This window comes from Proteus genomosp. 6, assembly GCF_040139785.1.
In the GTDB taxonomy this organism is placed as follows: domain Bacteria; phylum Pseudomonadota; class Gammaproteobacteria; order Enterobacterales; family Enterobacteriaceae; genus Proteus.
The window spans coordinates 124,550-144,574 of record NZ_JBEEVJ010000009.1; the positions used below are offsets into that span (position 1 = coordinate 124,550).

Here is a 20,025-nt window from a genome sequence, read left to right on the forward strand (position 1 = left end):
CTGATATATGGTTTTTATCATAAATAGATAATTGAGATGATAATCACATTAAAGTTAATTCCTATATGTTTCACTGTAACCCTCATTTAATACCTATAAGTGAAGGTACTAGTATTATGGAAAATAATAATAGGAAAACGCCTCATATTAGACGTATTGCCCACATTATGATGTATAAACAACGTCAGTGTTTCCATTTCTCCGTTTTTAACGGGTAAGCCCTCTTTTTACATGCTGAAAATATAAAGCATATTTCCTAATAACGAGTGTTATTGGGGAGACATCTATTTTTCATAAATAATGAATCATTTTTTAACTCTATTATTATCAAAATAATTAGGAGATAGGATTATTATGTCTATTAATATTAAAGGTAGAAGTTTTTTAAAATTACTCGACTTTTCATCAGCTGAAATTCAATATTTATTAAATCTTTCTAAACATTTTAAATCATTAAAAATGGCAGGTATTCCTCACCGCTCTTTGGAAGGTAAAAATATCGTTTTATTATTTGAAAAAACCTCAACACGTACACGTTGTGCTTTTGAAGTAGCAGGTTACGATTTAGGAATGGGAGTGACTTATCTTGATCCAGGCTCATCACAAATGGGTAAAAAAGAGTCTATTGAAGATACTGCACGTGTATTAGGGCGTTTCTATGATGGTATTGAATATCGTGGTTTTGATCAGTCATTAGTTGAAGAACTTGCGGCAAAATCAGGTGTGCCAGTATGGAATGGTCTTACCGATAAATTCCATCCAACTCAGATGTTGGCGGATATGCTAACAGTTGAAGAAAATTTTGGTCATTTAAAAGGGCTTAAGCTGACTTTCTTTGGTGATGCGCGTAATAACGTTGCTAACTCTTTAATGGTGGTTTGTGCCAAATTAGGCTTACATTTTACAGCATGTGGCCCAGCATCTTTAATGCCAGAAGAGCAACTTGTGAAGGAGTGTCGTGCAATCGCGGCTGAAAACGAAGGCTCTATCACATTAACAGAAGATATCGAGAAAGGGGCAAAAGAGGCTGATGTTCTCTATACCGATATTTGGGTTTCAATGGGAGAGCCAGATAGTGTTTGGGATGAGCGCATTCGCTTACTGAAAGCTTATCAAGTCAATGAATCTATGATGAAAATGGCAAATCCTCATGCGATTTTCTTACACTGTTTACCTTCATTCCATGATCGTTTAACGCTCATTGGTGAAGATATTTATCAGAAGTTTGGTTTGAGTGAAATGGAAGTGGCAGACGAAGTTTTTGAGTCTCGCCAATCAAAAGTTTTCGATCAGGCTGAAAACCGTATGCATACCATTAAAGCCGTTATGTTCGCGACTTTAAGCTAAAGCAAGGAGTTAACAATGCCTAAGAAGGTATTTATTGCTTTAGGGGGAAATGCATTGGGCAGTACGCCACTAGAGCAAAAGCAGATAGTCCGAAAAACCGCAAAGCCCATTGTGGATCTGGTTGAGAAGGGTTACCAAGTCATTATTGGTCATGGTAATGGCCCACAAGTTGGGATGATTAACTTAGCTATGGATTATGCATCGCAACAGAACATCGGCACGCCTTATATGCCATTTGCTGAATGTGGTGCCATGAGCCAAGGTTATATTGGTTATCATCTACAACAGGCTATTAATGACGAATTATGTGCGAGAAATCTGAATAAAAATCATGGTTGTGCCACCATTGTGACCCAAGTGGTTGTTGATAAAAACGACCCTGCTTTTTTATCACCGACAAAACCGATTGGTGCTTTTTATACTCAACAGCAAGCTGAGGTTATTCAAAAAGAGCACGGTTTTCACTTTATGGAAGATGCTGGACGTGGATATCGTCGAGTGATCCCATCACCTAAGCCGTTAGAAATTGTAGAATCGCCGATTATTAAACAGTTGGTTGAACGTAATATTGTGGTGATTACTGTTGGTGGCGGTGGTATTCCTGTTATTCGGAAAGGGGATTTATTAGAAGGTATTGATGCTGTTATTGATAAAGATAATTCTAGCTCAAAATTAGCCGTAGAATTAAAAGCAGACATTTTATTAATATTAACGGCTGTTGATAAAGTTGCTATTAATTTTAATAAACCAGATCAAATGAATTTAGATAAATTAACGCTTTCTCAAGCGCAGAAATATATTTCCCAAGGGCAATTTGCTAAAGGAAGTATGCTACCTAAAGTTGAGGCTTGCCTTAACTTTCTAAAAGAGAGTGATAAAGGTGTACAAGCTATTATTACTTCTTTAGAGAATGCATTATCTGCTTTAGAAGGAAAAACAGGTACAACAATTATTTCTGATTAATATCATACTTATCATTATTCTACATTTAATTCTAATAATAGACTCTGCCAGATAGATATTATTTCTACTGGCAGAGTAGCCTCTTATTTAAGTCGAGGACGCTTATGAAACTTAAAAAGTTTGCGTTTCCGACCGCATTTACTATTTTATTTGCCATTACAGTAATTGTGGTTGGATTAACGTGGATAATTCCAGCTGGCGAATATCAGCGATTAAGTTATAACTCAGCGGGGCCATCATTAGTGGTTGCGAAAATAGATGGTTCTCATGAAGTGTTACCTGCAACTCAGGCAACATTAAATGATTTAAATGTCTCTATTGAGATTAATAAATTTACAGATGGGACAATTAAAAAACCGATAGCGATACCTGGAACCTATGAACGCGTAGCACAGCAACCCAAAGGGATTATGGATATTACCGAAAGTATGGTGAAAGGAACGATAGAGGGAGCTGATGTTATTGTTTTCATTCTTGTCTTGGGGGGGCTTATTGGAGTTGTTAATAAAACTGGTGCATTCAATGCAGGTTTAACAGCACTAGCGAATCGAACCAAAGGCAAAGAGTTTTTAGTCGTGTTTGGGGTCACGATTATATTATCCATCGGCGGGACAAGCTGTGGGATTGAAGAAGAAGCCGTTGCCTTCTATCCCATATTAGTACCCATATTCTTAATCTTGGGTTATGACGCTATTGTGTGTGTTGGTGCTATTTTCCTTGCCTCTTCAATGGGGGCTGGGTTCTCAACTGTAAATCCTTTCTCAGTTGTTATCGCATCAAATGCTTCGGGGATCAGTTTTATTGAAGGGATCGGCTTTCGTACTATTGGGTTGGTGATTGGTACGATGGGGGTTTTGGTTTATTTATATTGGTATTGCAAGAAGATCAAAAAAGATCCGACTTTCTCTTACAACTATGAAAATGCCGAAAGTTTTAAACAGCGCTTTTTAAGTAATTACGATCCTAATGAGATATTAGAATTTTCGTGGCGTCGTAAAGTGATCCTCTGCTTATTTGTTGCTGCTTTTCCTATTATGGTTTGGGGTGTTATGGACATGGGCTGGTGGTTTCCACAAATGGCAGCTCTTTTCCTTGCTATCGCAATCATCATAATTTTTCTCTCTGGATTAAAAGAGAAAACAGCCATTGATGGATTTATTCACGGGGCATCGGAATTAGTCGGTGTTTCATTAATTATTGGTTTAGCGCGTGGTGTTAACCTTGTGATGGAACAAGGTAAAATTGCGGATACCATTCTTGAATTTATGTCTCATATGGTTGCGGGAATGCCACCAAGTTTATTCTTATTGGCACAGCTCGTTGTCTTTATCTGTTTAGGTTTTATTGTTCCATCTTCTTCAGGGCTTGCGGTTTTAGCGATGCCAATCATGGCGCCATTAGCGGATGCAGTTGGTGTTCCTCGTTATATGGTGGTATCGGCATATAACTGGGGACAATATATTATGCTGTTCTTAGCACCTACTGGGTTGGTGTTAGCGACATTGCAAATGTTAGATATCTCCTATAATAAATGGCTTAAATTTATTATGCCGATGGTGATATTTATGTTTGTACTCTCGGCAACACTATTATTGGTTCAAGTTGCTTTTTTATAAAATTGAGTCGATGTGTTTACGTTGAGAAACGAATTTTTGGTTATTCTGTAATGTGAAATTAATCTAGATTTTTATGCTGCAATCAGGGTTATTTTTTGATTTTCACTAGAAGTGATCTAGCTCTCGTTTTTGGCGGTGATAAAAAATAAACCGAAAAAAAAGGTTGTTAATTTGTAGAAGTTATGTTTTTTTAAATACAGATAACACGTAAACACATCATTAAATTAATTGATAGGTAACCCATGATCATCACTACTCTACTACAAAGCCTACGACTAACAGCGCACATTGCGGCTGTGGTTGTCGTGCGTGTGGTGGTGGTCGTCGGCAAAGCGCCGTAACGGGTCCGAATCAACACAGTTTCGCAACCCCGCCGGCGCACTAACCGGGCGGGGTTTTTCTTTTCTACCGCCCATAAAGTCCGGCTTAGAACAAAGGACAGAGAAAAATGGGTGCTCAACAAGATAACGCCACAAGTAGAACCTTTACTGGCGCACAATTAATCGTTTATTTACTGGAACGGCAAGGCATTACGACAATTGCAGGGATCCCCGGTGGTGCGGCGTTGCCTTTGTATGACGCATTAAGCCAAAGCAAATCTATTCGCCATATCTTAACTCGCCATGAACAGGGCGCAGGTTTTATCGCTCAAGGTATTGCAAGAGCAAATGGTAAACCTGCTGTTTGTATTGCCTCAAGTGGGCCGGGGGCGACGAATTTAGTCACTGCAATCGCAGATGCTAAATTGGATTCTATTCCTTTGGTGTGTATTACTGGTCAGGTATCTTCTGCAATGATTGGGACAGATGCCTTCCAAGAAGTTGATACTTATGGCATGTCTATTCCCATTACTAAACATAATTATTTAGTGCGCGATATTGCTGATTTACCCGAAATTATTTGTGATGCGTTTCGTTTAGCTATGTCAGGGAGACCGGGCCCAGTTTGGGTTGATGTACCAAAAGATATTCAGCAAGCCACAATTACATTAGAAGCGTTACCACCTATTCCACAAAAAGATCCCGTTCCCGCATTTAATACTGATTTAGTGATACAAGCGGCGCAAATGATCAACCAAGCTAAAAATCCAGTTTTATATTTAGGCGGTGGAATAATTAGCTCAGAAGCATGCAAAGAAGCGATTGAATTAGCAGAGAAAAATAATCTGCCAACAACGATGACCTTAATGGGATTAGGATTAATGCCACCTTCACACCCTCTGTATTTGGGGATGTTGGGTATGCATGCGACGCGTAGTACCAATTTTATTTTAGAAGAAGCGGATTTGTTGATTGTATTAGGTGCGCGCTTTGACGATCGTGCTATTGGTAAAGCAGAGAAGTTTTGCCCTAATGCCAAAATTATTCATGTTGATATCGATCGTGCTGAAATTAGTAAAATCAAGCGCCCAGATATTGCGATCCACGCTGATGCGAAATCAGTGTTATCACTGTTATTACCATTGATTAATACCAATAAGCGTAATGAATGGATAGAGCGTGTTACGACACTGAAACAAGAATATCCATTGGAGATGAAAAACTCTGAAAATATTCTGAGTGGTTATGGCATTGTATTAGCGGCCGCAAATTGTGTTGATGATGATGCCATTATTACAACAGACGTTGGGCAACATCAGATGTGGGTTGCACAAGCGTATCCGTTAAATCGACCTCGACAATGGTTAACATCTGGCGGTTTAGGCACGATGGGATTTGGTTTACCAGCAGCGATTGGTGCCGCATTAGCGGAGCCAAGTAAGAAAATCCTCTGCTTCTCTGGGGATGGTAGCATTATGATGAATATTCAAGAGTTTGCTACGGCGGCTGAACACCAATTAGATATCAAAATTATTTTGATAAATAATCAGGCATTGGGATTGGTTCACCAACAACAAACGCTGTTTTTTGAAGAGCGTATTTATGCGGCGGCTTACCCTTATCAAACAGATTTTATTCGTATTGCACAAGGCTTTGGTTTAGACACCTGTGACTTAAATCAGGAAGCGGATCCTGCGAGTGCATTAAAAGCAGCAATTGAAAAACCAGGTCCGTGTTTAATTCATGTCATGATTGATATTCATGAAAAAGTATTTCCAATGGTACCGCCAGGGGCGGCAAATATTGAGATGATAGGAGCTTAATTTATGTCACAACAATCACAACCTATCGCGCTGGAATTGATTGTTCGCAACCATCCCGGTGTTATGACCCATATTTGTGGGCTATTTGCTCGCCGTGCCTTTAACGTTGATGGTATTTTGTGTTTACCGATGAAAAATAGCGATAAAAGCCGTATTTGGCTATTAGTGCAAAAAGATGATCGCCTAATGCAGATGGTGAGTCAGGTAGAAAAGCTTGAAGACGTAAAAGAAGTGAGATTCAGCGACGATTTACGTGTTTTTGAACAAATGGAAAGTTATCTAAGTTAATTTGTCATTTTTATTTTATCAGTGGCTTTATTCTTAATTACGGTATTTTTAATTAATAGGAATAAAGCCATATTTTTATCACAAATAAAAAAGCTAAGGACGATGATGATAATGCTGTTGATTGGGGCTAGACATAATGACGGATGCACGCAAATGCCCTTCAACACAAATATAAGAGTGAGGGGTATTACCATGAAAGGCGTAAAAATCACCTGTTTCGAGTAAGACCGTTTCATCATTGTCAAAACGCATCATTAATTTACCCGAATAGACCATGATGTGTTCTTGAGTTCCATCTGCGTGAGCTGGGCTATTGATGATCGCGCCATGCTTCATTTCGATATGCCAAATTTCAGTAATATTGCCGATACCAATACGAAATTTAAACTCTTGGGCATAATCACCCACGATAGGCTTATGTCGTTCTAAACGAGGATATTCTTCTCTTGTGAAACTAAATAAATCCCCTAACGGAAAGCCAAGCGCTATTGCGATAGCCTCTAAGGTATCGATTCTAGGATTAGAATCACCCGATTCTAATTTTGACAATGCAGCCTTGGATATTCCCGATTTTCTTGATAACTCATTAAGTGACAAGTTTCGAGACTGTCTTAATTGTTTGACTTTATTACCAAGGTATTCATTCGTTTTTTTAGGAGGTTGTGGGTTCATTGCCAATTCAAAATATCGTTAGTTTAAAAGAGTTATTCCGATTAGATAATAACACTAATTAACCGTATTCGGAAAAATGAGATCCTGTTTCTGCTGTATTTTGTGAATAGTCTTACGATCACTGTTCGATTTTTAATAATTACGCTAATATTCTTCATTAAATGATAATTATTCAAGGTTTATTATGATGGACTTACTCAGTTGGTCTGATCTTTTTATTTGCCTACTTACCTTATTCTTTGCTTATGTTATTTTCGGTATGGCTGGGTTTGGCTCTGCGTTAATTGCAGGCCCTGTATTAGCACTTTATTTACCTCTTTCAATGATAGTGCCTTTATTGGCATTAATCGATTTAAGTGCTGCCATAGTGAATGTTTTAAGAGATGGCAAACAGGCTGATTTTAAAGAGATACGCTATCTTATTCCGCTGATTATTATTGGTAGTCTGGTCGGTGCGACGATTTTATTAACCACACGACCTGATTTGCTTTCTCTTCTTTTAGGTATCTTTGCCGCTTGTTATGCCATTTATGCCTTGTTTTGGAAAAAACAAGAAAGCCAATTTTCTCAACGCTTGGTTTATCCTTTTGGGTTAATTGGTGGTGTATTTAGCGCATTGTTTGGTAGTGGTGGCTTTTTATATGCAATCTATTTATCAGGCAGAATTGCAGATAAAAACAAGTTTCGCATTACACAAACGACATTGATTGGCTTTAGCACACTAACGCGAGTGGTGATTTTCTTATTTGCGGGTATTTATTGGCAATTGGATATTCTTAAGTTAGCTGTCATTTTCTTGCCTGCTATGTTTGCGGGAGTTTGGTTAGGGCGAAATTTAACATTACGTATGTCGAAAGCTCGATTTATGAGTGTGATTTATACCATTGTATTGGCATCAGGTACTGTGCTTATTTATCGTTATTTTTCTTAAGCGTTGCAGGATAAATGACGGTGAAGTGAGAATATTGTGAAAGGCAAAGATCTTGGTGAGTCAAACGGAGATCTTTCTCTGATTAATGTTACTTTTTAAGCATGTTTATCTATTTCTTATCCCCTATAATAAAACAATATTTTATTTAACCACCTTCCTTTTATTACAGAGGTTTCTGTTATTCGCAGAAACAAAATAACATGTCACATCAAAATTATCGCCAATCTGAAGTTTTTGCGATAACAACTATCACGGTAAGTATTGGCGTTATCGGGATTGTTATCGGATTAACTATTCCTATGGTTGCACTGCGCCTTAATTTAGCGGGAATTAGTGAATCTATCATTGGACTTATTTCCGCTGCACCCGCTATTGGGATGTTAATTATTTCGCCTTTTGCTCGGCGTATTGTGCAATGGATAGGCAAACGCTTTGCCATGCTATTAGCAACCATTGTTTCTGCAATAAGCTTATTACCTTTAATGGGGAGCTTGCCTTTAGAGGTTTTATTTCCTCTACGATTAATCACTGGGATTGCCAGTGGTGTGATGATTTGTTTAGGTGAAACGTGGATTAATGAGCTTTCACCAGATAATAAACGTGGGCGGATTTTAGCGGTATATACTACGGTATTTACTATTAGCCAGTTATTAGGGCCTTCAATTATTGCGCTTTATGGCGTCGCAGATAAGACACCTATTTTAATTAGTGTCTTTATTCATATTATCTCTATTGTCCTGTTTTTAATGATGGATCAGAAAACAGGTGATAAATTACCGAAAGATACGCAAGAGCCTAATTTTTCTATTATCCGCTTTGTTAAAGTGGCACCCGCAATCTGTGGTGGTATTGTTTTCTTTGCTTTTTTTGATGGCACCGTACTTTCTATGTTTCCTATTTATGGCCTAAGTATGGGACACACTGAAGCTATTGCCGCAATGATGATAAGCGCTATTTTAGCGGGTGATGCCATTATGCAAATGCCATTTGGCTGGCTTGCTGATCATATGAACAGAACACGGTTATATCGAGTTTGTGGTGTAGTGACTTTACTTGCAAGCTTATTATTACCTATCACTATGTCCCATACATTTTTGATTTGGCCTTTATTGCTGGTGTTGGGTGCAACAGCTGGTGCGATATACACCATTGCGTTGGTACAAATAGGGCAATATTTCTCAGGCAATGATCTGATGGTTGCTAATGCGTCAGCTGCGATGTTATGGGGAATTGGTAATTTAGCTGGGCCTTTGCTGGCTGGCGCGATGTCAGAAATTTCTTCATCTTCACTACCATTTTTATTGGTTGCTATGACAGGTTTATTCTTAGTTTCAACGATGGAACGTTGGAACCTAGGTGTTGAAGCACTCAATAGTAGCTCATCTTAATATTATTTCTTCTCTATCGTATTCCATTTAGGGTCAAAGTAATGCGATAGAGGAAGCCTTTCTTTTCTCGATTTCTAAATATTAAAAATTTATCTTATTGTTTTTTATAAATGATTATGATTATCTTTTGTAATTGTAACTATTTTAAAATTTATTAAGAATAATCTAGAAATGCTTATGCAAAACGGAAAACTATTTGCTAAAACTGCGCTTACTCATCTAACGTTAGAAGTAGAAGATGACACTATCTTCAGATAAAAATAGTGAATACTGCAAATCATTAATCGCCACACATTGGGAACGGGAGGTATTATTTATCTAAGCAACTTATTAAAGTTACTAATAATAGATAGATATACCTAGTTATCATATCGTGTAATATAAATTCAATAAAAACAATTGATTAATCTGTTTTTCTACTGTGAGATAAGCATGATATTAGATGATTGTACAAAAGTAGAATGATGAGGAAAGTCGGTAGCTGCTTTCCTCTTTTTCTTTTTTCTAACTTAAATTATCTTTTTATGACATTTTTATTAAAAATGTATTTTTTCGCTTGATTCTTACCCTAAAAGCACCAGATAATCGTTTGCGTCAAATTCTCTCACTCAATCCACACGAAAAACCAAACGTTTGCTTTTGACTCCCTCTTAAGATTTTTCATCGACAAGAGGTTATTCTAATTGATACGTAATCGTTTTCTTTTTTTTGGAGAGTGAACCGTTTTTATGTCAGAGGAAAGTAATGTCTGCTAATCAATCAGCAAGCACAGGTAAACTGGATAGCTATTTTAAACTTACAGCACGCGGCACAACTGTTCGCAAAGAAATGATCGCTGGTTTGACGACATTTCTGGCTATGGTGTATTCCGTTATTGTTGTTCCTAGTATGTTAGGACAAGCCGGTTTTCCACATACAGCGGTTTTTATTGCAACCTGTTTAGTCGCGGGATTAGGCTCCCTTCTAATGGGATTGTGGGCAAATCTTCCTATGGCAATTGGTTGTGCTATTTCATTAACAGCATTTACCGCTTTTAGCTTGGTCTTGGGACAAAACATCTCTGTGCCCGTTGCATTAGGTGCCGTGTTTTTAATGGGGTGTTTATTCACCGTTTTCTCATTAACTGGCATTCGCACTTGGATCTTAAAAAATATTCCAATTGGTATCGCACATGGTGCAGGAATAGGGATTGGGCTTTTTCTGCTTTTAATCGCAGCAAACAGTGTTGGATTAGTGGTTAAAAACCCATTTGATGGTTTGCCTGTCGCAATGGGTAAATTTACATCATTTTCTGTTCTGATGTCACTTGCTGGATTGGCCGCTATTTTCGGATTAGAAAAACGTAAAGTGCCGGGTGGCGTTCTATTAGTGATTGTGGCTATTTCGATTATCGGCCTTATTTTTGATCCTAATGTAAAATATCAAGGCATCTTTAAAATGCCTCAATTAGGTGAAGATGGACTTTCTTTATTGTTTGCAATGGATATTAAAGGTGCCTTACAGCCTTTAGTATTACCGAGTGTTCTTGCGTTAGTGATGACTGCCATTTTTGATGCCACTGGGACTATTCGCGCTGTTGCAGGTCAAGCAAACTTATTAGATAAACGCGGGCAAATTATTAATGGCGGAAAAGCGCTGACGTCTGACTCTGTCAGTAGTATTTTTGCGGGTGTTATTGGTGCTGCACCAGCTGCGGTTTATGTTGAATCAGCCGCAGGAACAGCGGCTGGTGGTAAAACAGGATTAACCGCAACAGTAGTCGGTATTTTATTTTTACTGATCCTTTTCTTATCGCCTCTTTCTTATTTAGTTCCTGCTTATGCAACGGCACCTGCGTTAATGTATGTGGGTTTATTGATGCTAGGTAACGTCACTAAGTTAGATTTCAGTGATTTTGTTGATGCAATGTCAGGTATGGTGTGTGCTGTATTTATTGTTTTAACCTGTAATATCGTCACAGGTATTATGTTAGGTTTCGGCTGTTTGGTGATTGGCCGTATATTTGCAGGTGAATGGCGTAAACTCAATATTGGCACAGTATTAATTACTATTGCTCTAGTGGCATTTTATGCGGGTGAGTGGGCAATTTAATTTAAATAATCGGTTTTAAAGACAAAAGGCGGAATATATTTTTATTCCGCCTTTTTGCTATTTATTTCTCTACTTTTATTCGCTATTGTCGAAATTAAATCTAGTAATTAAATAGTTGGTAGAAGATATGCAAGAAATAAAAATACGCCATGGTGAACCTGACGACGCATCAGCAATTCAACAACTATATACACATCCTGATTTATATATTTGCACTTGCCAATTTCCTTATCCTTCAGTCACGATGTGGAAAAAAGATTACTTGAATTTTCAGAACAAAATATCCCTAATTTTGTTGCAACTATTGATGGCCAAGTCGCGGGACATTTAGCACTGATAATCGATAATCATCCTCGTCGTCGCCACATTGTGAGTTTTGGTCTTGCTGTTGGTGCTGAATATTCCGGAAAAGGCGTTGGTAAATTACTTATCAATACAGCAATTGATTATGCTTTCAATTGGTTAGCAGCCACTCGATTAGAATTAGAAGTGTATTCAGACAACGAAAGAGGCTTACATCTGTATAAGAAATTGGGTTTTGAAGTTGAAGGTATACGCCGTAAAGCTGCTTTTAGAGAAGGTAAATATTGTGATGTTGTCATGATGTCGATGTTAAGAACAATTGAATAATCATTAGCATTACGAGTTAGCTCTCAAATTTAATCGCTATTGTCATTTATCTATTATTTTTTATTTAATTACTTAATGTTTTACGTTTTTATACGGTCTATTACATTGTTTAGACTGAAAAAGAGGAATAAAAACGTATGCTTTCTATAATTAATGCCGTTAATAAATAGAGAGCAATAAATAGCGTACAATGTGCGGTGTTAGATACGATTAGTCTTAATTTTTAAATATTCTCACAGAGTCTGAGTGGGATCTGTTTAAAATAAGCAGTGATGCATAGATAAAGAAATGTATGATGCGCGAATTTTACATAATATGTTTCTTTATTGTTCGGTAGGTTTTCCTTTTATAAGGGAAAGATGTCAGGTTTTCAGGATAAAAATAGGCATGTAAGGGTAACATGGAAATTTTCTTTACTATTTTGATTTTAATACTGGTGGTTTCAGTTTCGGGAGTTATCACAAAATTAATTCCCTTTCGTGTTCCGTTACCATTAATACAGATTGTGATAGGGGCTTTATTGGCATGGCCTCAGTTTGGTTTACATGTCACTTTTGATCCTGAATTATTCCTCGTTCTATTGATCCCGCCTTTACTTTTTGTTGATGGTTGGAAAACACCGACACGAGAATTTATCCAGAATGGGCGTGAGATTTTTATTCTTGTGCTTGTTTTAGTCATGGTGACCGTTGTTGGTATCGGTTATCTGATTTATTGGATGATGCCAAGTATTCCCCTGATTTCGGCATTTGCATTGGCGGCAGTACTTTCGCCAACGGATGCGGTCGCACTCTCTTCTATTGTTGGTAAAGGGCGAATACCAAAACGAATTATGGGCATCTTAGAGGGTGAAGCATTAATGAACGATGCTTCAGGTCTGGTTGCCTTGAAATTTGCGGTTGCTGTGGCAATGGGAACGATGGTGTTTACTGTTGGTGGTGCAACCCTTGAATTCTTTAAAGTCGCTGTTGGCGGATTACTGGCAGGTATCGGTGTCACCTTAGTTTACAGTAAATCTCTGCGATTAATGAGTCGTTGGAGCGGCGACGATCCTGCTACACAAATCGTCTTTATGTTGCTGCTACCTTTTGCCTCTTATCTTATTGCGGAACATATTGGTTTTTCAGGCATTTTAGCGGCTGTTGCTGCCGGTATGACTATCAGTAAATCAGGCGTTATCAGAAATGCACCTCTTGCGATGCGTTTACGTGCTGATAGCGTGTGGTCAATGCTTGAATTTGTCTTTAACGGTCTTGTCTTTATCATGCTTGGCTTACAGCTTCCTATTATCTGGACAAGCTCTGTTATTCAAGCCGATCTTGACCCAGAAGTTGAAGTCTGGATGCTGTTTGCAGCAGTTTTTGTTATCTACTTTGCACTGCTGATCCTGCGATTTACGTGGTTATGGCTAATGAAGAAAATGAGTCGGATCTTTATGAAAAAGCATCCACTTGATTTCGCTAATTACACAACGCGTGAGTTGTGGTTATCGTCATTTGCAGGTGTTCGTGGTGCAATTACATTGGCGGGTGCGCTTTCTATTCCACTCTTTTTAACCGATGGCAGCACTTTCCCTGGGCGTTATCAAATAATCTTTATTGCTGCTGGTGTTATTTTACTGTCGATTTTAGTGGGCATTATTTCACTTCCTTTCCTATTAAAAGGCGTGAAGGCAACTGACAAAGAAGCAGATAAAAACGAAGTTCGCTACGCACGTAAAGTGATGGCAGAAGTGGCAATTGTTAGTCTGAATAAAATGGAAGAGCGCTTAGCTGCAAGTACTGAAGAGCAGTTGGATGCAGAAGAAATTAATGAAGTTGCTTCTCGTGTAACGGGTTATTTAAGACGCCGTACTGCGGAACAAGATGAAATGGTTCATAACGCGTTAGAAGAAGATCTCGAAAGGCGTTTTCGTTTAACGGCATTACGTGCTGAACGTGGTGAGCTTTATCATCTAAGAGCAACGCGAAAAATCAGTAATGAAACACTCCAATTATTGCTACATGAATTGGATTTAATGGAAGCACTGTTAGTAGAGAAAGACAGTTAATTATGTGGTTATTGGTTATTACAACACTATTATGGGCTGCTTCTTTTAGTCTGATCGGTGAGTATCTCGCCGGTCAGGTTGATAGCTGGCTCTCTGTTCTGATCCGCGTTTCTTTAGCCGCTTTGGTCTTCTTACCTTTCTTACGTTGGAAGGGGATCCGCTTTAAGGTGATTTTGCTTTATATGCTTGTGGGGGCTTGCCAACTAGGGATTATGTATCTGTTTGTCTTCCACGCTTATAACTATTTAACCGTCGCAGAATTTTTACTTTTTACCGTATTAACACCGCTTTATGTCACGTTAATTTATGATTTATTAGAACGTCAAAGATTACGTTGGGGTTATGTCTTTAGCTCATTATTAGCGGTATTAGGTGCGGCGATTATTCGCTATGACCATTTAAGTGATGATTTTTGGTATGGCCTGTTATTAGTACAACTGGCGAATATTTTCTTTGCGATTGGTCAGGTTGGTTATAAACGCTTAATGGAAGTTCATCCACTTCCACAACATCATGCTTTTTCTTGGTTTTATCTTGGTGCTGTTGCGGTGGCACTTGTTGGCGCATTGTGTTTTGCCGATTGGCAGAAAATGCCAACAACATCACTACAGTGGGGTGTTTTACTCTGGTTAGGAATTGGCGCTTCTGGAATAGGGTATTTCATGTGGAATTATGGTGCCACACAAGTTGATGCTGGAACCTTAGCGATTATGAATAACATGATGGTTCCAGCAGGGTTATTAGTGAATTTCTCTATTTGGCAACAACATCCGAATTGGCCAAGTTTCATCATAGGCGCGAGCCTGATTGTTGCATCACTTTGGATCCATCAACGCTGGATACGCCGACCTGTTTTACAAAAGGAAGATTGTTAACAGCGTGCTGGCCTGATAAGCGAATAAACTCACGGATCGCTGGTTGATGTTGCTCTCCACTACGGTTGGCAGCATATAACCGGCTCCATAATCCTTCACCTAATGTTTTTGTCACCACTAATCCCTGTTTTTCGAAATTCTCAACCGCCCAGTGTGGTAATGCCGCAATTCCCATGCCAGCTGCAACCATTTGAATTAGCAGTAATGTATTATCGACATGTTTGAAATGTGGCGTAATACCCGCGGGTTGTAGAAAATGACGCCATACATCAAAACGCTCTCGTTGAACGGGATAAATAAATAAGGTTTCTGCAATCAAGTCTTGTGGCTGAATATGCAAGCGATTAGCAAGAGGGTGATCTGGTGATAAAACTAATTTGACTTCATAGTCAAACAACGGCGTGTAGTGTAAACGAGAGTCATCTAAGATATCTGATGTCAGTACTACATCTAATTCACGTTGTAATAACGCAGGTTGTGGATCAAAAGTCACACCCGAATGAAAATCAACAGTCACTTCAGGCCATGTTTGGCGATATTGTTGTAATGCAGGGGTTAACCATTGAATACAACTATGGCATTCAATCGCTATATTTAAATTCACACTACCTGGCTCATTACACGCTTCAATAGCTCTACGAACGATAGGCAATACTTCTTCTGCTAATTTAACGAGCACTTCTCCTTGTGAAGTAAAGCGCAGTGGCTGGCTTTTACGCACAAAAATTCGATAACCAAGGCGATGTTCTAATTCACTAAATTGATGTGAAAGAGCCGATTGCGTTTGATGCAATTGATTTGCTGCGTTAGCAAGAGAGCCTGTGTGCTTTAAGGCTAATATCGTTTTTAAATGTTTTATTTCTATCATGAGAAACCTTCAAGTTATTGATGAAAAATTTGCGCTTGTGATTTATACACTACCTGTAGATTATGGATGTGTAAACATCTAGACGGCTAAAAATAGGATTTTAATTATGACAATTCGCAATCACACACTCGGCTTCCCTCGTATTGGCTTAGATAGAGAGCTAAAAAAGGCACAAGAAAATTATTGGGCAGGTAAGATTTCACAGGAAGAATTAGTTGCAGTGGGTAAAGAGCTTCGTGCTCGCCATTGGCAACAACAAGCAGATGCGGGTGTTGAATTATTACCTGTTGGTGATTTTGCTTGGTATGACCAAGTGTTAGGGACAAGCCTACTGTTAGGTAATGTACCGCCTCGTCACCGTAATGAAGACGGCTCACTCGATCTTGATACTCTATTCAGGGTCGCTCGTGGTAGAGCGCCAACAGGTAAACCTGCGGCTGCATCTGAAATGACGAAATGGTTTAATACCAACTACCACTATATCGTACCTGAATTTCAGCAAGGTCAATCATTTACCTTTGCATGGAAAGAGCTATTAGACGAAGTCGATGAAGCATTAGCATTAGGTCATAAAATAAAACCTGTTTTACTTGGTCCGGTGACTTACTTGTGGCTAGGTAAAGTAAAAGGCCCTGAATTTGATAGATTAACGCTTCTAAAAGATATTTTACCTATCTATCAACAAGTGATTTCTGCATTAAAAGAGAAAGGTATTGAGTGGGTGCAAATTGATGAGCCTGCATTGGTACTGGATTTACCTGTTGAATGGCAAAATGCCTATCAAACAGCTTATCAAGCATTAACGGGACAAGTTAAATTACTGCTGACAACCTATTTTGATGGTATTTCTCATCATCTTGATATTATTAAAAACTTACCTGTTAATGGGCTTCATGTTGATATTTCAGCAGGGCAAGATGATTTGCAGCACTTACACCAAGCATTACCCAAAGATTGGGTACTGTCATTAGGTGTGATTAATGGTCGAAATGTGTGGAAAGCAGATTTAAGTGCACGTTATCAGCAAGTGATTGCGCTAAAAGGGAAACGCCCTTTGTGGATTGGAACTTCATGTTCATTACTGCATAGCCCAATTGATTTAAATGCAGAAACGAAACTTGATGATGAAGTAAAAAGCTGGTTTGCTTTTGCTGTTCAGAAATGTGAAGAAGTCGCTTTGTTAGCTAAAGCATTGAATGCACCAGAAGGTGAATATGATGAACAACTGACACAGTACAGTGCGCCAATTCGTCAACGTCAACACTCGACTCGTGTACATAATGCAACAGTTGAAGCTCGTTTACAGGCAATTGAAGCGCAAGATAGTGAAAGAAATTCACCTTATACCCAACGCGCAGAAGTACAACGTACTCGGTTTAATTTGCCATTATGGCCAACCACCACAATTGGCTCATTCCCACAAACAACAGAAATTCGTACTGTTCGTTTAGATTTTAAGAAAGGGCGTATCGATACGGCAGCTTATCGCACAAATATCAGCGAACATATAAAGCAAGCAATATCCGAACAAGAAAACCTTGGTCTTGATGTATTAGTTCATGGCGAAGCAGAACGTAACGACATGGTGGAGTATTTTGGTGAGCATTTTGATGGTTATGTGTTTACGCAAAATGGCTGGGTACAAAGCTATGGTTCACGTTGTGTAAAACCACCTGTGATTATCGGTGATATTAGTCGCCCAGCCCCTATTACCGTGGATTGGGCAACTTACGCACAGTCGTTAACTGAAAAGCCAGTCAAAGGCATGTTAACAGGCCCTGTGACAATTTTATGTTGGTCTTTCCCTCGTGAAGATGTGACGCGTGAAACGATTGCAAAACAGATCGCGTTAGCACTGCGTGATGAAGTGGATGATTTACAAAAAGCAGGTATTGGTATTATTCAAATCGATGAGCCTGCATTACGTGAAGGATTACCACTGCGCCGTAATGAGTGGCAGGCTTACCTTGATTGGGCAGTCGATGCCTTTAAATTAAGTGCCGCCATTGCTGATGATGAGACACAAATCCATACCCATATGTGTTATTGCGAATTTAATGACATCATGGATTCAATCGCAGCGCTGGATGCGGATGTGATTACAATCGAAACATCACGTTCAGATATGGAATTACTAGAAGCCTTTGAGCACTTTGATTATCCAAATGAAATTGGACCAGGTGTTTATGACATTCATTCACCTAATGTGCCAAATGTGGAATGGATCGTTGGATTATTAAGAAAAGCGCAATCGCGAATTCCAGCAGAACGTTTATGGGTAAATCCAGATTGTGGATTAAAAACACGAGGCTGGCCTGAAACACGCGCAGCATTAGCGAATATGGTTGAGGCGGCTAAATATTTGCGTCAGAACGCGTAATAAAAGAATTAATTGTTTATTAGCCTGTTATTTTTGAACTGTCACTTTAGATAAGTCGCATAGTCAAAATAGCAGGCTAACTTTATATAAAATTAAAAAAAGGCATTCATTAAAACCCAGAGCAAATCTTATTATTGATATTCTTGATCGTTGCTATACTGCGAAAACTCTTTAATTTTATGGATATAATTATTGTGCAAACTAGCATTAAACTTTCGGATAAGGTATTAGATGCTTTTCCAACTCGACCTTTGAAATTAGTTCCACTAAGAGGAGACGGTGGATTATTTCGCACCTTATTCTTAGTTATTTTCATGTTAGCAATGACTGTATTTAGTGCTTATCAAATTCCCAATATTCTTTATGATTATAAAATCAGTGAGAATGCAGTACCTGTTGATGCTACGGTGAATGGCTCTTGTCGCTCTCAACTCTTTGTTCTGACTAACTGTAGTGTTGATTTACGTTATAAAGGCAATGAAGTTTCGCGTAATTTTACTTTTTTAGATTTAGGCCCTAAAGATGTGTTAGTTGAACCCGTCGCTGATGCAAATGATCTCAGTAAAATGACCGTTGATGTGGCGATAGATAATATTTGGCTTCGCTTAATGAGTACGATTATTTTTATCGGCTTGTTTGGTTTTAGTGTGATCTTTTTTATTTATCGTCAAATACTGATCAGTAAAGTAAAAAAAGCATTATTATCAGTAGGCACTCAACCTTTAAAGTTAATAGCCATTCCCGCAAAAATGGTTGTGAGTAATAAGCAATTTATTGCAACTTATCATCTTAATTTAGAGGGTAAAGATATTCGTATTGCTTATTCAGGGAATAAGAAAACACCGCCTATTGTGATTGAGCAAAATGGAAATACCTACGTATTAGCCGTTTATTCACCACAACAAAATATCCCTTATGCTTTGGATGTACCTTTAGAACGTATTCAGGCAACACCTGAAGAAAAACAACGTTTTCATGAAGCGTTGATTGAAGAAGGTTTGCTGTAATCAAATTTGATTATTAAGAACGTGATGCGTTTTCTCTTATGGGATGTAAGGGAAAACGCATTAAAACAGTTTGTTTATTTATCCACCGAAAATCTTCGCTTTTAAAATATCCATTCCCGCACTGACTAAATCTAAGTCTTTAGGTACAACGCCATCAGGTGTGACTTTATCAATTAATTTAGGTAAATATTGCGCGGCCATTTCAGAAGCTTCTGTCGCATTTAAATTAATTTTCGCCGCAAGATCATTAATCACTGGAGATGAAAAAACAGCGACGATTTGCTCTGCACTGATCGGTAAATTGGCGTTGGTACTTATCCATGATTGAATAAGCTCACTTAAACCCGCGGTATCAAATTGCTTTACTAAGCCTTCAATGCCACCTTGAGATCCAACCCACTCAAGGACGGTTTTGTATTGATTGATTTTTTCGCCGCCTAGTAGGCTCGCAATTTGGTTAAATAAGCTCATGTTCACTCCAGTGACGATGTGTTTGTCACATTAGATGTTTGTTTTAAGGGCGGGTAGTGTACGCGCTATGCTCGTTATACTTCAAGTTACTCGTCATACTTCAAGCTACAGCGTTGTTGACTTCGTTTATTCGCACTAGTCACATACTGATGTATGCTTCTAGCGACTCCTTCACTTGTCGCCTAGCCACTCGTCATACTTCAAGGTGTAGCGTTGTTGACTGCGTTCATTCGCACTAGTCACATACTGATGTATGCTTCTAGCGACTCCTTCACTTGTCGCCTAGCCACTCGTCATACTTCAAG

Annotated in this window: 17 protein-coding genes and 1 pseudogene; 14 read left to right on the plus strand and 4 right to left on the minus strand. The window is 38.6% G+C overall.

Going from position 1 to position 20,025, the window contains the following annotated elements; all coding sequences use genetic code 11:
• Positions 1–116: 116 nt before the first annotated feature.
• The 4 genes from speFL (at position 117) to ABN212_RS12830 (ending at position 3,926) form a co-directional block, all read left to right on the plus strand.
• Complete coding sequence (gene speFL, locus ABN212_RS12815; RefSeq protein ID WP_109372621.1) at positions 117–218, plus strand: leader peptide SpeFL; 102 nt, start codon at positions 117–119, stop codon at positions 216–218.
• 136 nt (positions 219–354) lie between these two features.
• Positions 355–1,347, plus strand: coding sequence for an ornithine carbamoyltransferase (gene argF / locus ABN212_RS12820; protein WP_109372620.1), 993 nt, complete (start codon positions 355–357; stop codon positions 1,345–1,347).
• A 15-nt stretch (positions 1,348–1,362) separates the two neighbouring features.
• Positions 1,363–2,310: a carbamate kinase gene (gene arcC / locus ABN212_RS12825; protein ID WP_196533486.1), complete on the plus strand. Its 948-nt coding sequence runs from the start codon at positions 1,363–1,365 to the stop codon at positions 2,308–2,310.
• Between the two features lie 104 nt (positions 2,311–2,414).
• Positions 2,415–3,926, plus strand: coding sequence for a YfcC family protein (locus tag ABN212_RS12830; protein ID WP_198620188.1), 1,512 nt, complete (start codon positions 2,415–2,417; stop codon positions 3,924–3,926).
• A 190-nt stretch (positions 3,927–4,116) separates the two neighbouring features.
• On the opposite strand, the gene ABN212_RS18890 is transcribed toward ABN212_RS12830, so the two are convergent.
• Positions 4,117–4,284, minus strand: coding sequence for a hypothetical protein (locus ABN212_RS18890; RefSeq protein ID WP_420902346.1), 168 nt, complete (start codon positions 4,282–4,284; stop codon positions 4,117–4,119).
• A gap of 90 nt (positions 4,285–4,374) precedes the next feature.
• Between ABN212_RS18890 and ilvB the strand changes: the two genes are divergently transcribed.
• The gene (gene ilvB / locus ABN212_RS12840) at positions 4,375–6,069 is read left to right on the plus strand and encodes an acetolactate synthase large subunit (RefSeq protein ID WP_198620187.1); all 1,695 of its coding nucleotides are present in this window, start codon (positions 4,375–4,377) and stop codon (positions 6,067–6,069) included.
• 3 nt (positions 6,070–6,072) lie between these two features.
• Positions 6,073–6,357 carry an acetolactate synthase small subunit gene (ilvN, locus tag ABN212_RS12845; protein WP_109372615.1) on the plus strand — a complete coding sequence of 95 codons (285 nt, stop codon included), beginning with the start codon at positions 6,073–6,075 and terminating at the stop codon, positions 6,355–6,357.
• A gap of 93 nt (positions 6,358–6,450) precedes the next feature.
• Here the strand turns inward: ilvN and ABN212_RS12850 are convergent, their stop codons facing one another.
• A complete protein-coding gene (locus ABN212_RS12850; RefSeq protein ID WP_151434082.1) occupies positions 6,451–7,029 on the minus strand; it encodes a helix-turn-helix domain-containing protein in 579 nt (192 codons plus the stop codon).
• Between the two features lie 184 nt (positions 7,030–7,213).
• Here ABN212_RS12850 and ABN212_RS12855 point away from each other — a divergent pair, with 184 nt between their 5' ends.
• The 6 genes and pseudogenes from ABN212_RS12855 (at position 7,214) to ABN212_RS12880 (ending at position 14,994) form a co-directional block, all read left to right on the plus strand.
• Positions 7,214–7,960 carry a sulfite exporter TauE/SafE family protein gene (locus tag ABN212_RS12855; RefSeq protein WP_160229926.1) on the plus strand — a complete coding sequence of 249 codons (747 nt, stop codon included), beginning with the start codon at positions 7,214–7,216 and terminating at the stop codon, positions 7,958–7,960.
• A 200-nt stretch (positions 7,961–8,160) separates the two neighbouring features.
• Entirely contained in the window at positions 8,161–9,348 is a 1,188-nt protein-coding gene (locus ABN212_RS12860; RefSeq protein ID WP_349443290.1) for an MFS transporter, read from the plus strand.
• Positions 9,349–10,092: 744 nt separating this feature from the next.
• The gene (locus ABN212_RS12865) at positions 10,093–11,439 is read left to right on the plus strand and encodes an NCS2 family permease (RefSeq protein WP_099075192.1); all 1,347 of its coding nucleotides are present in this window, start codon (positions 10,093–10,095) and stop codon (positions 11,437–11,439) included.
• Between the two features lie 127 nt (positions 11,440–11,566).
• A pseudogene (locus tag ABN212_RS12870) lies at positions 11,567–12,069 on the plus strand (GNAT family N-acetyltransferase).
• Between the two features lie 400 nt (positions 12,070–12,469).
• Positions 12,470–14,119, plus strand: a complete 1,650-nt coding sequence (locus tag ABN212_RS12875; protein WP_198620183.1) for a Na+/H+ antiporter — start codon at positions 12,470–12,472, stop codon at positions 14,117–14,119.
• Between the two features lie 2 nt (positions 14,120–14,121).
• Positions 14,122–14,994, plus strand: coding sequence for a carboxylate/amino acid/amine transporter (locus ABN212_RS12880; protein ID WP_198626329.1), 873 nt, complete (start codon positions 14,122–14,124; stop codon positions 14,992–14,994).
• On the opposite strand, the gene metR is transcribed toward ABN212_RS12880, so the two are convergent.
• On the minus strand, positions 14,909–15,862 hold the full coding sequence (metR, locus tag ABN212_RS12885) for an HTH-type transcriptional regulator MetR (RefSeq protein WP_196533479.1): 954 nt from the start codon (positions 15,860–15,862) through the stop codon (positions 14,909–14,911). The two genes, ABN212_RS12880 and metR, sit on opposite strands and share 86 nt — an antisense overlap.
• A gap of 106 nt (positions 15,863–15,968) precedes the next feature.
• On the opposite strand from metR, the gene metE reads away from it, so the two are divergent.
• Positions 15,969–18,242, plus strand: a complete 2,274-nt coding sequence (gene metE / locus ABN212_RS12890; RefSeq protein WP_198620181.1) for a 5-methyltetrahydropteroyltriglutamate--homocysteine S-methyltransferase — start codon at positions 15,969–15,971, stop codon at positions 18,240–18,242.
• 179 nt (positions 18,243–18,421) lie between these two features.
• Entirely contained in the window at positions 18,422–19,249 is an 828-nt protein-coding gene (locus ABN212_RS12895; protein ID WP_198620180.1) for a hypothetical protein, read from the plus strand.
• A gap of 78 nt (positions 19,250–19,327) precedes the next feature.
• Here the strand turns inward: ABN212_RS12895 and ABN212_RS12900 are convergent, their stop codons facing one another.
• Complete coding sequence (locus ABN212_RS12900) at positions 19,328–19,720, minus strand: YidB family protein (RefSeq protein WP_198626327.1); 393 nt, start codon at positions 19,718–19,720, stop codon at positions 19,328–19,330.
• Positions 19,721–20,025: the final 305 nt, after the last annotated feature.

Coding starts and splice junctions, on each gene's coding strand:
- speFL (WP_109372621.1), top strand. CDS start 117: ATGGAAAATAATAATAGGAAAACGCCTCATATTAGACGTATTGCCCAC.
- argF (WP_109372620.1), top strand. CDS start 355: ATGTCTATTAATATTAAAGGTAGAAGTTTTTTAAAATTACTCGACTTT.
- arcC (WP_196533486.1), top strand. CDS start 1,363: ATGCCTAAGAAGGTATTTATTGCTTTAGGGGGAAATGCATTGGGCAGT.
- ABN212_RS12830 (WP_198620188.1), top strand. CDS start 2,415: ATGAAACTTAAAAAGTTTGCGTTTCCGACCGCATTTACTATTTTATTT.
- ilvB (WP_198620187.1), top strand. CDS start 4,375: ATGGGTGCTCAACAAGATAACGCCACAAGTAGAACCTTTACTGGCGCA.
- ilvN (WP_109372615.1), top strand. CDS start 6,073: ATGTCACAACAATCACAACCTATCGCGCTGGAATTGATTGTTCGCAAC.
- ABN212_RS12850 (WP_151434082.1), bottom strand. CDS start 7,029: ATGAACCCACAACCTCCTAAAAAAACGAATGAATACCTTGGTAATAAA.
- ABN212_RS12855 (WP_160229926.1), top strand. CDS start 7,214: ATGATGGACTTACTCAGTTGGTCTGATCTTTTTATTTGCCTACTTACC.
- ABN212_RS12860 (WP_349443290.1), top strand. CDS start 8,161: ATGTCACATCAAAATTATCGCCAATCTGAAGTTTTTGCGATAACAACT.
- ABN212_RS12865 (WP_099075192.1), top strand. CDS start 10,093: ATGTCTGCTAATCAATCAGCAAGCACAGGTAAACTGGATAGCTATTTT.
- ABN212_RS12875 (WP_198620183.1), top strand. CDS start 12,470: ATGGAAATTTTCTTTACTATTTTGATTTTAATACTGGTGGTTTCAGTT.
- ABN212_RS12880 (WP_198626329.1), top strand. CDS start 14,122: ATGTGGTTATTGGTTATTACAACACTATTATGGGCTGCTTCTTTTAGT.
- metR (WP_196533479.1), bottom strand. CDS start 15,862: ATGATAGAAATAAAACATTTAAAAACGATATTAGCCTTAAAGCACACA.
- metE (WP_198620181.1), top strand. CDS start 15,969: ATGACAATTCGCAATCACACACTCGGCTTCCCTCGTATTGGCTTAGAT.
- ABN212_RS12895 (WP_198620180.1), top strand. CDS start 18,422: ATGGATATAATTATTGTGCAAACTAGCATTAAACTTTCGGATAAGGTA.
- ABN212_RS12900 (WP_198626327.1), bottom strand. CDS start 19,720: ATGAGCTTATTTAACCAAATTGCGAGCCTACTAGGCGGCGAAAAAATC.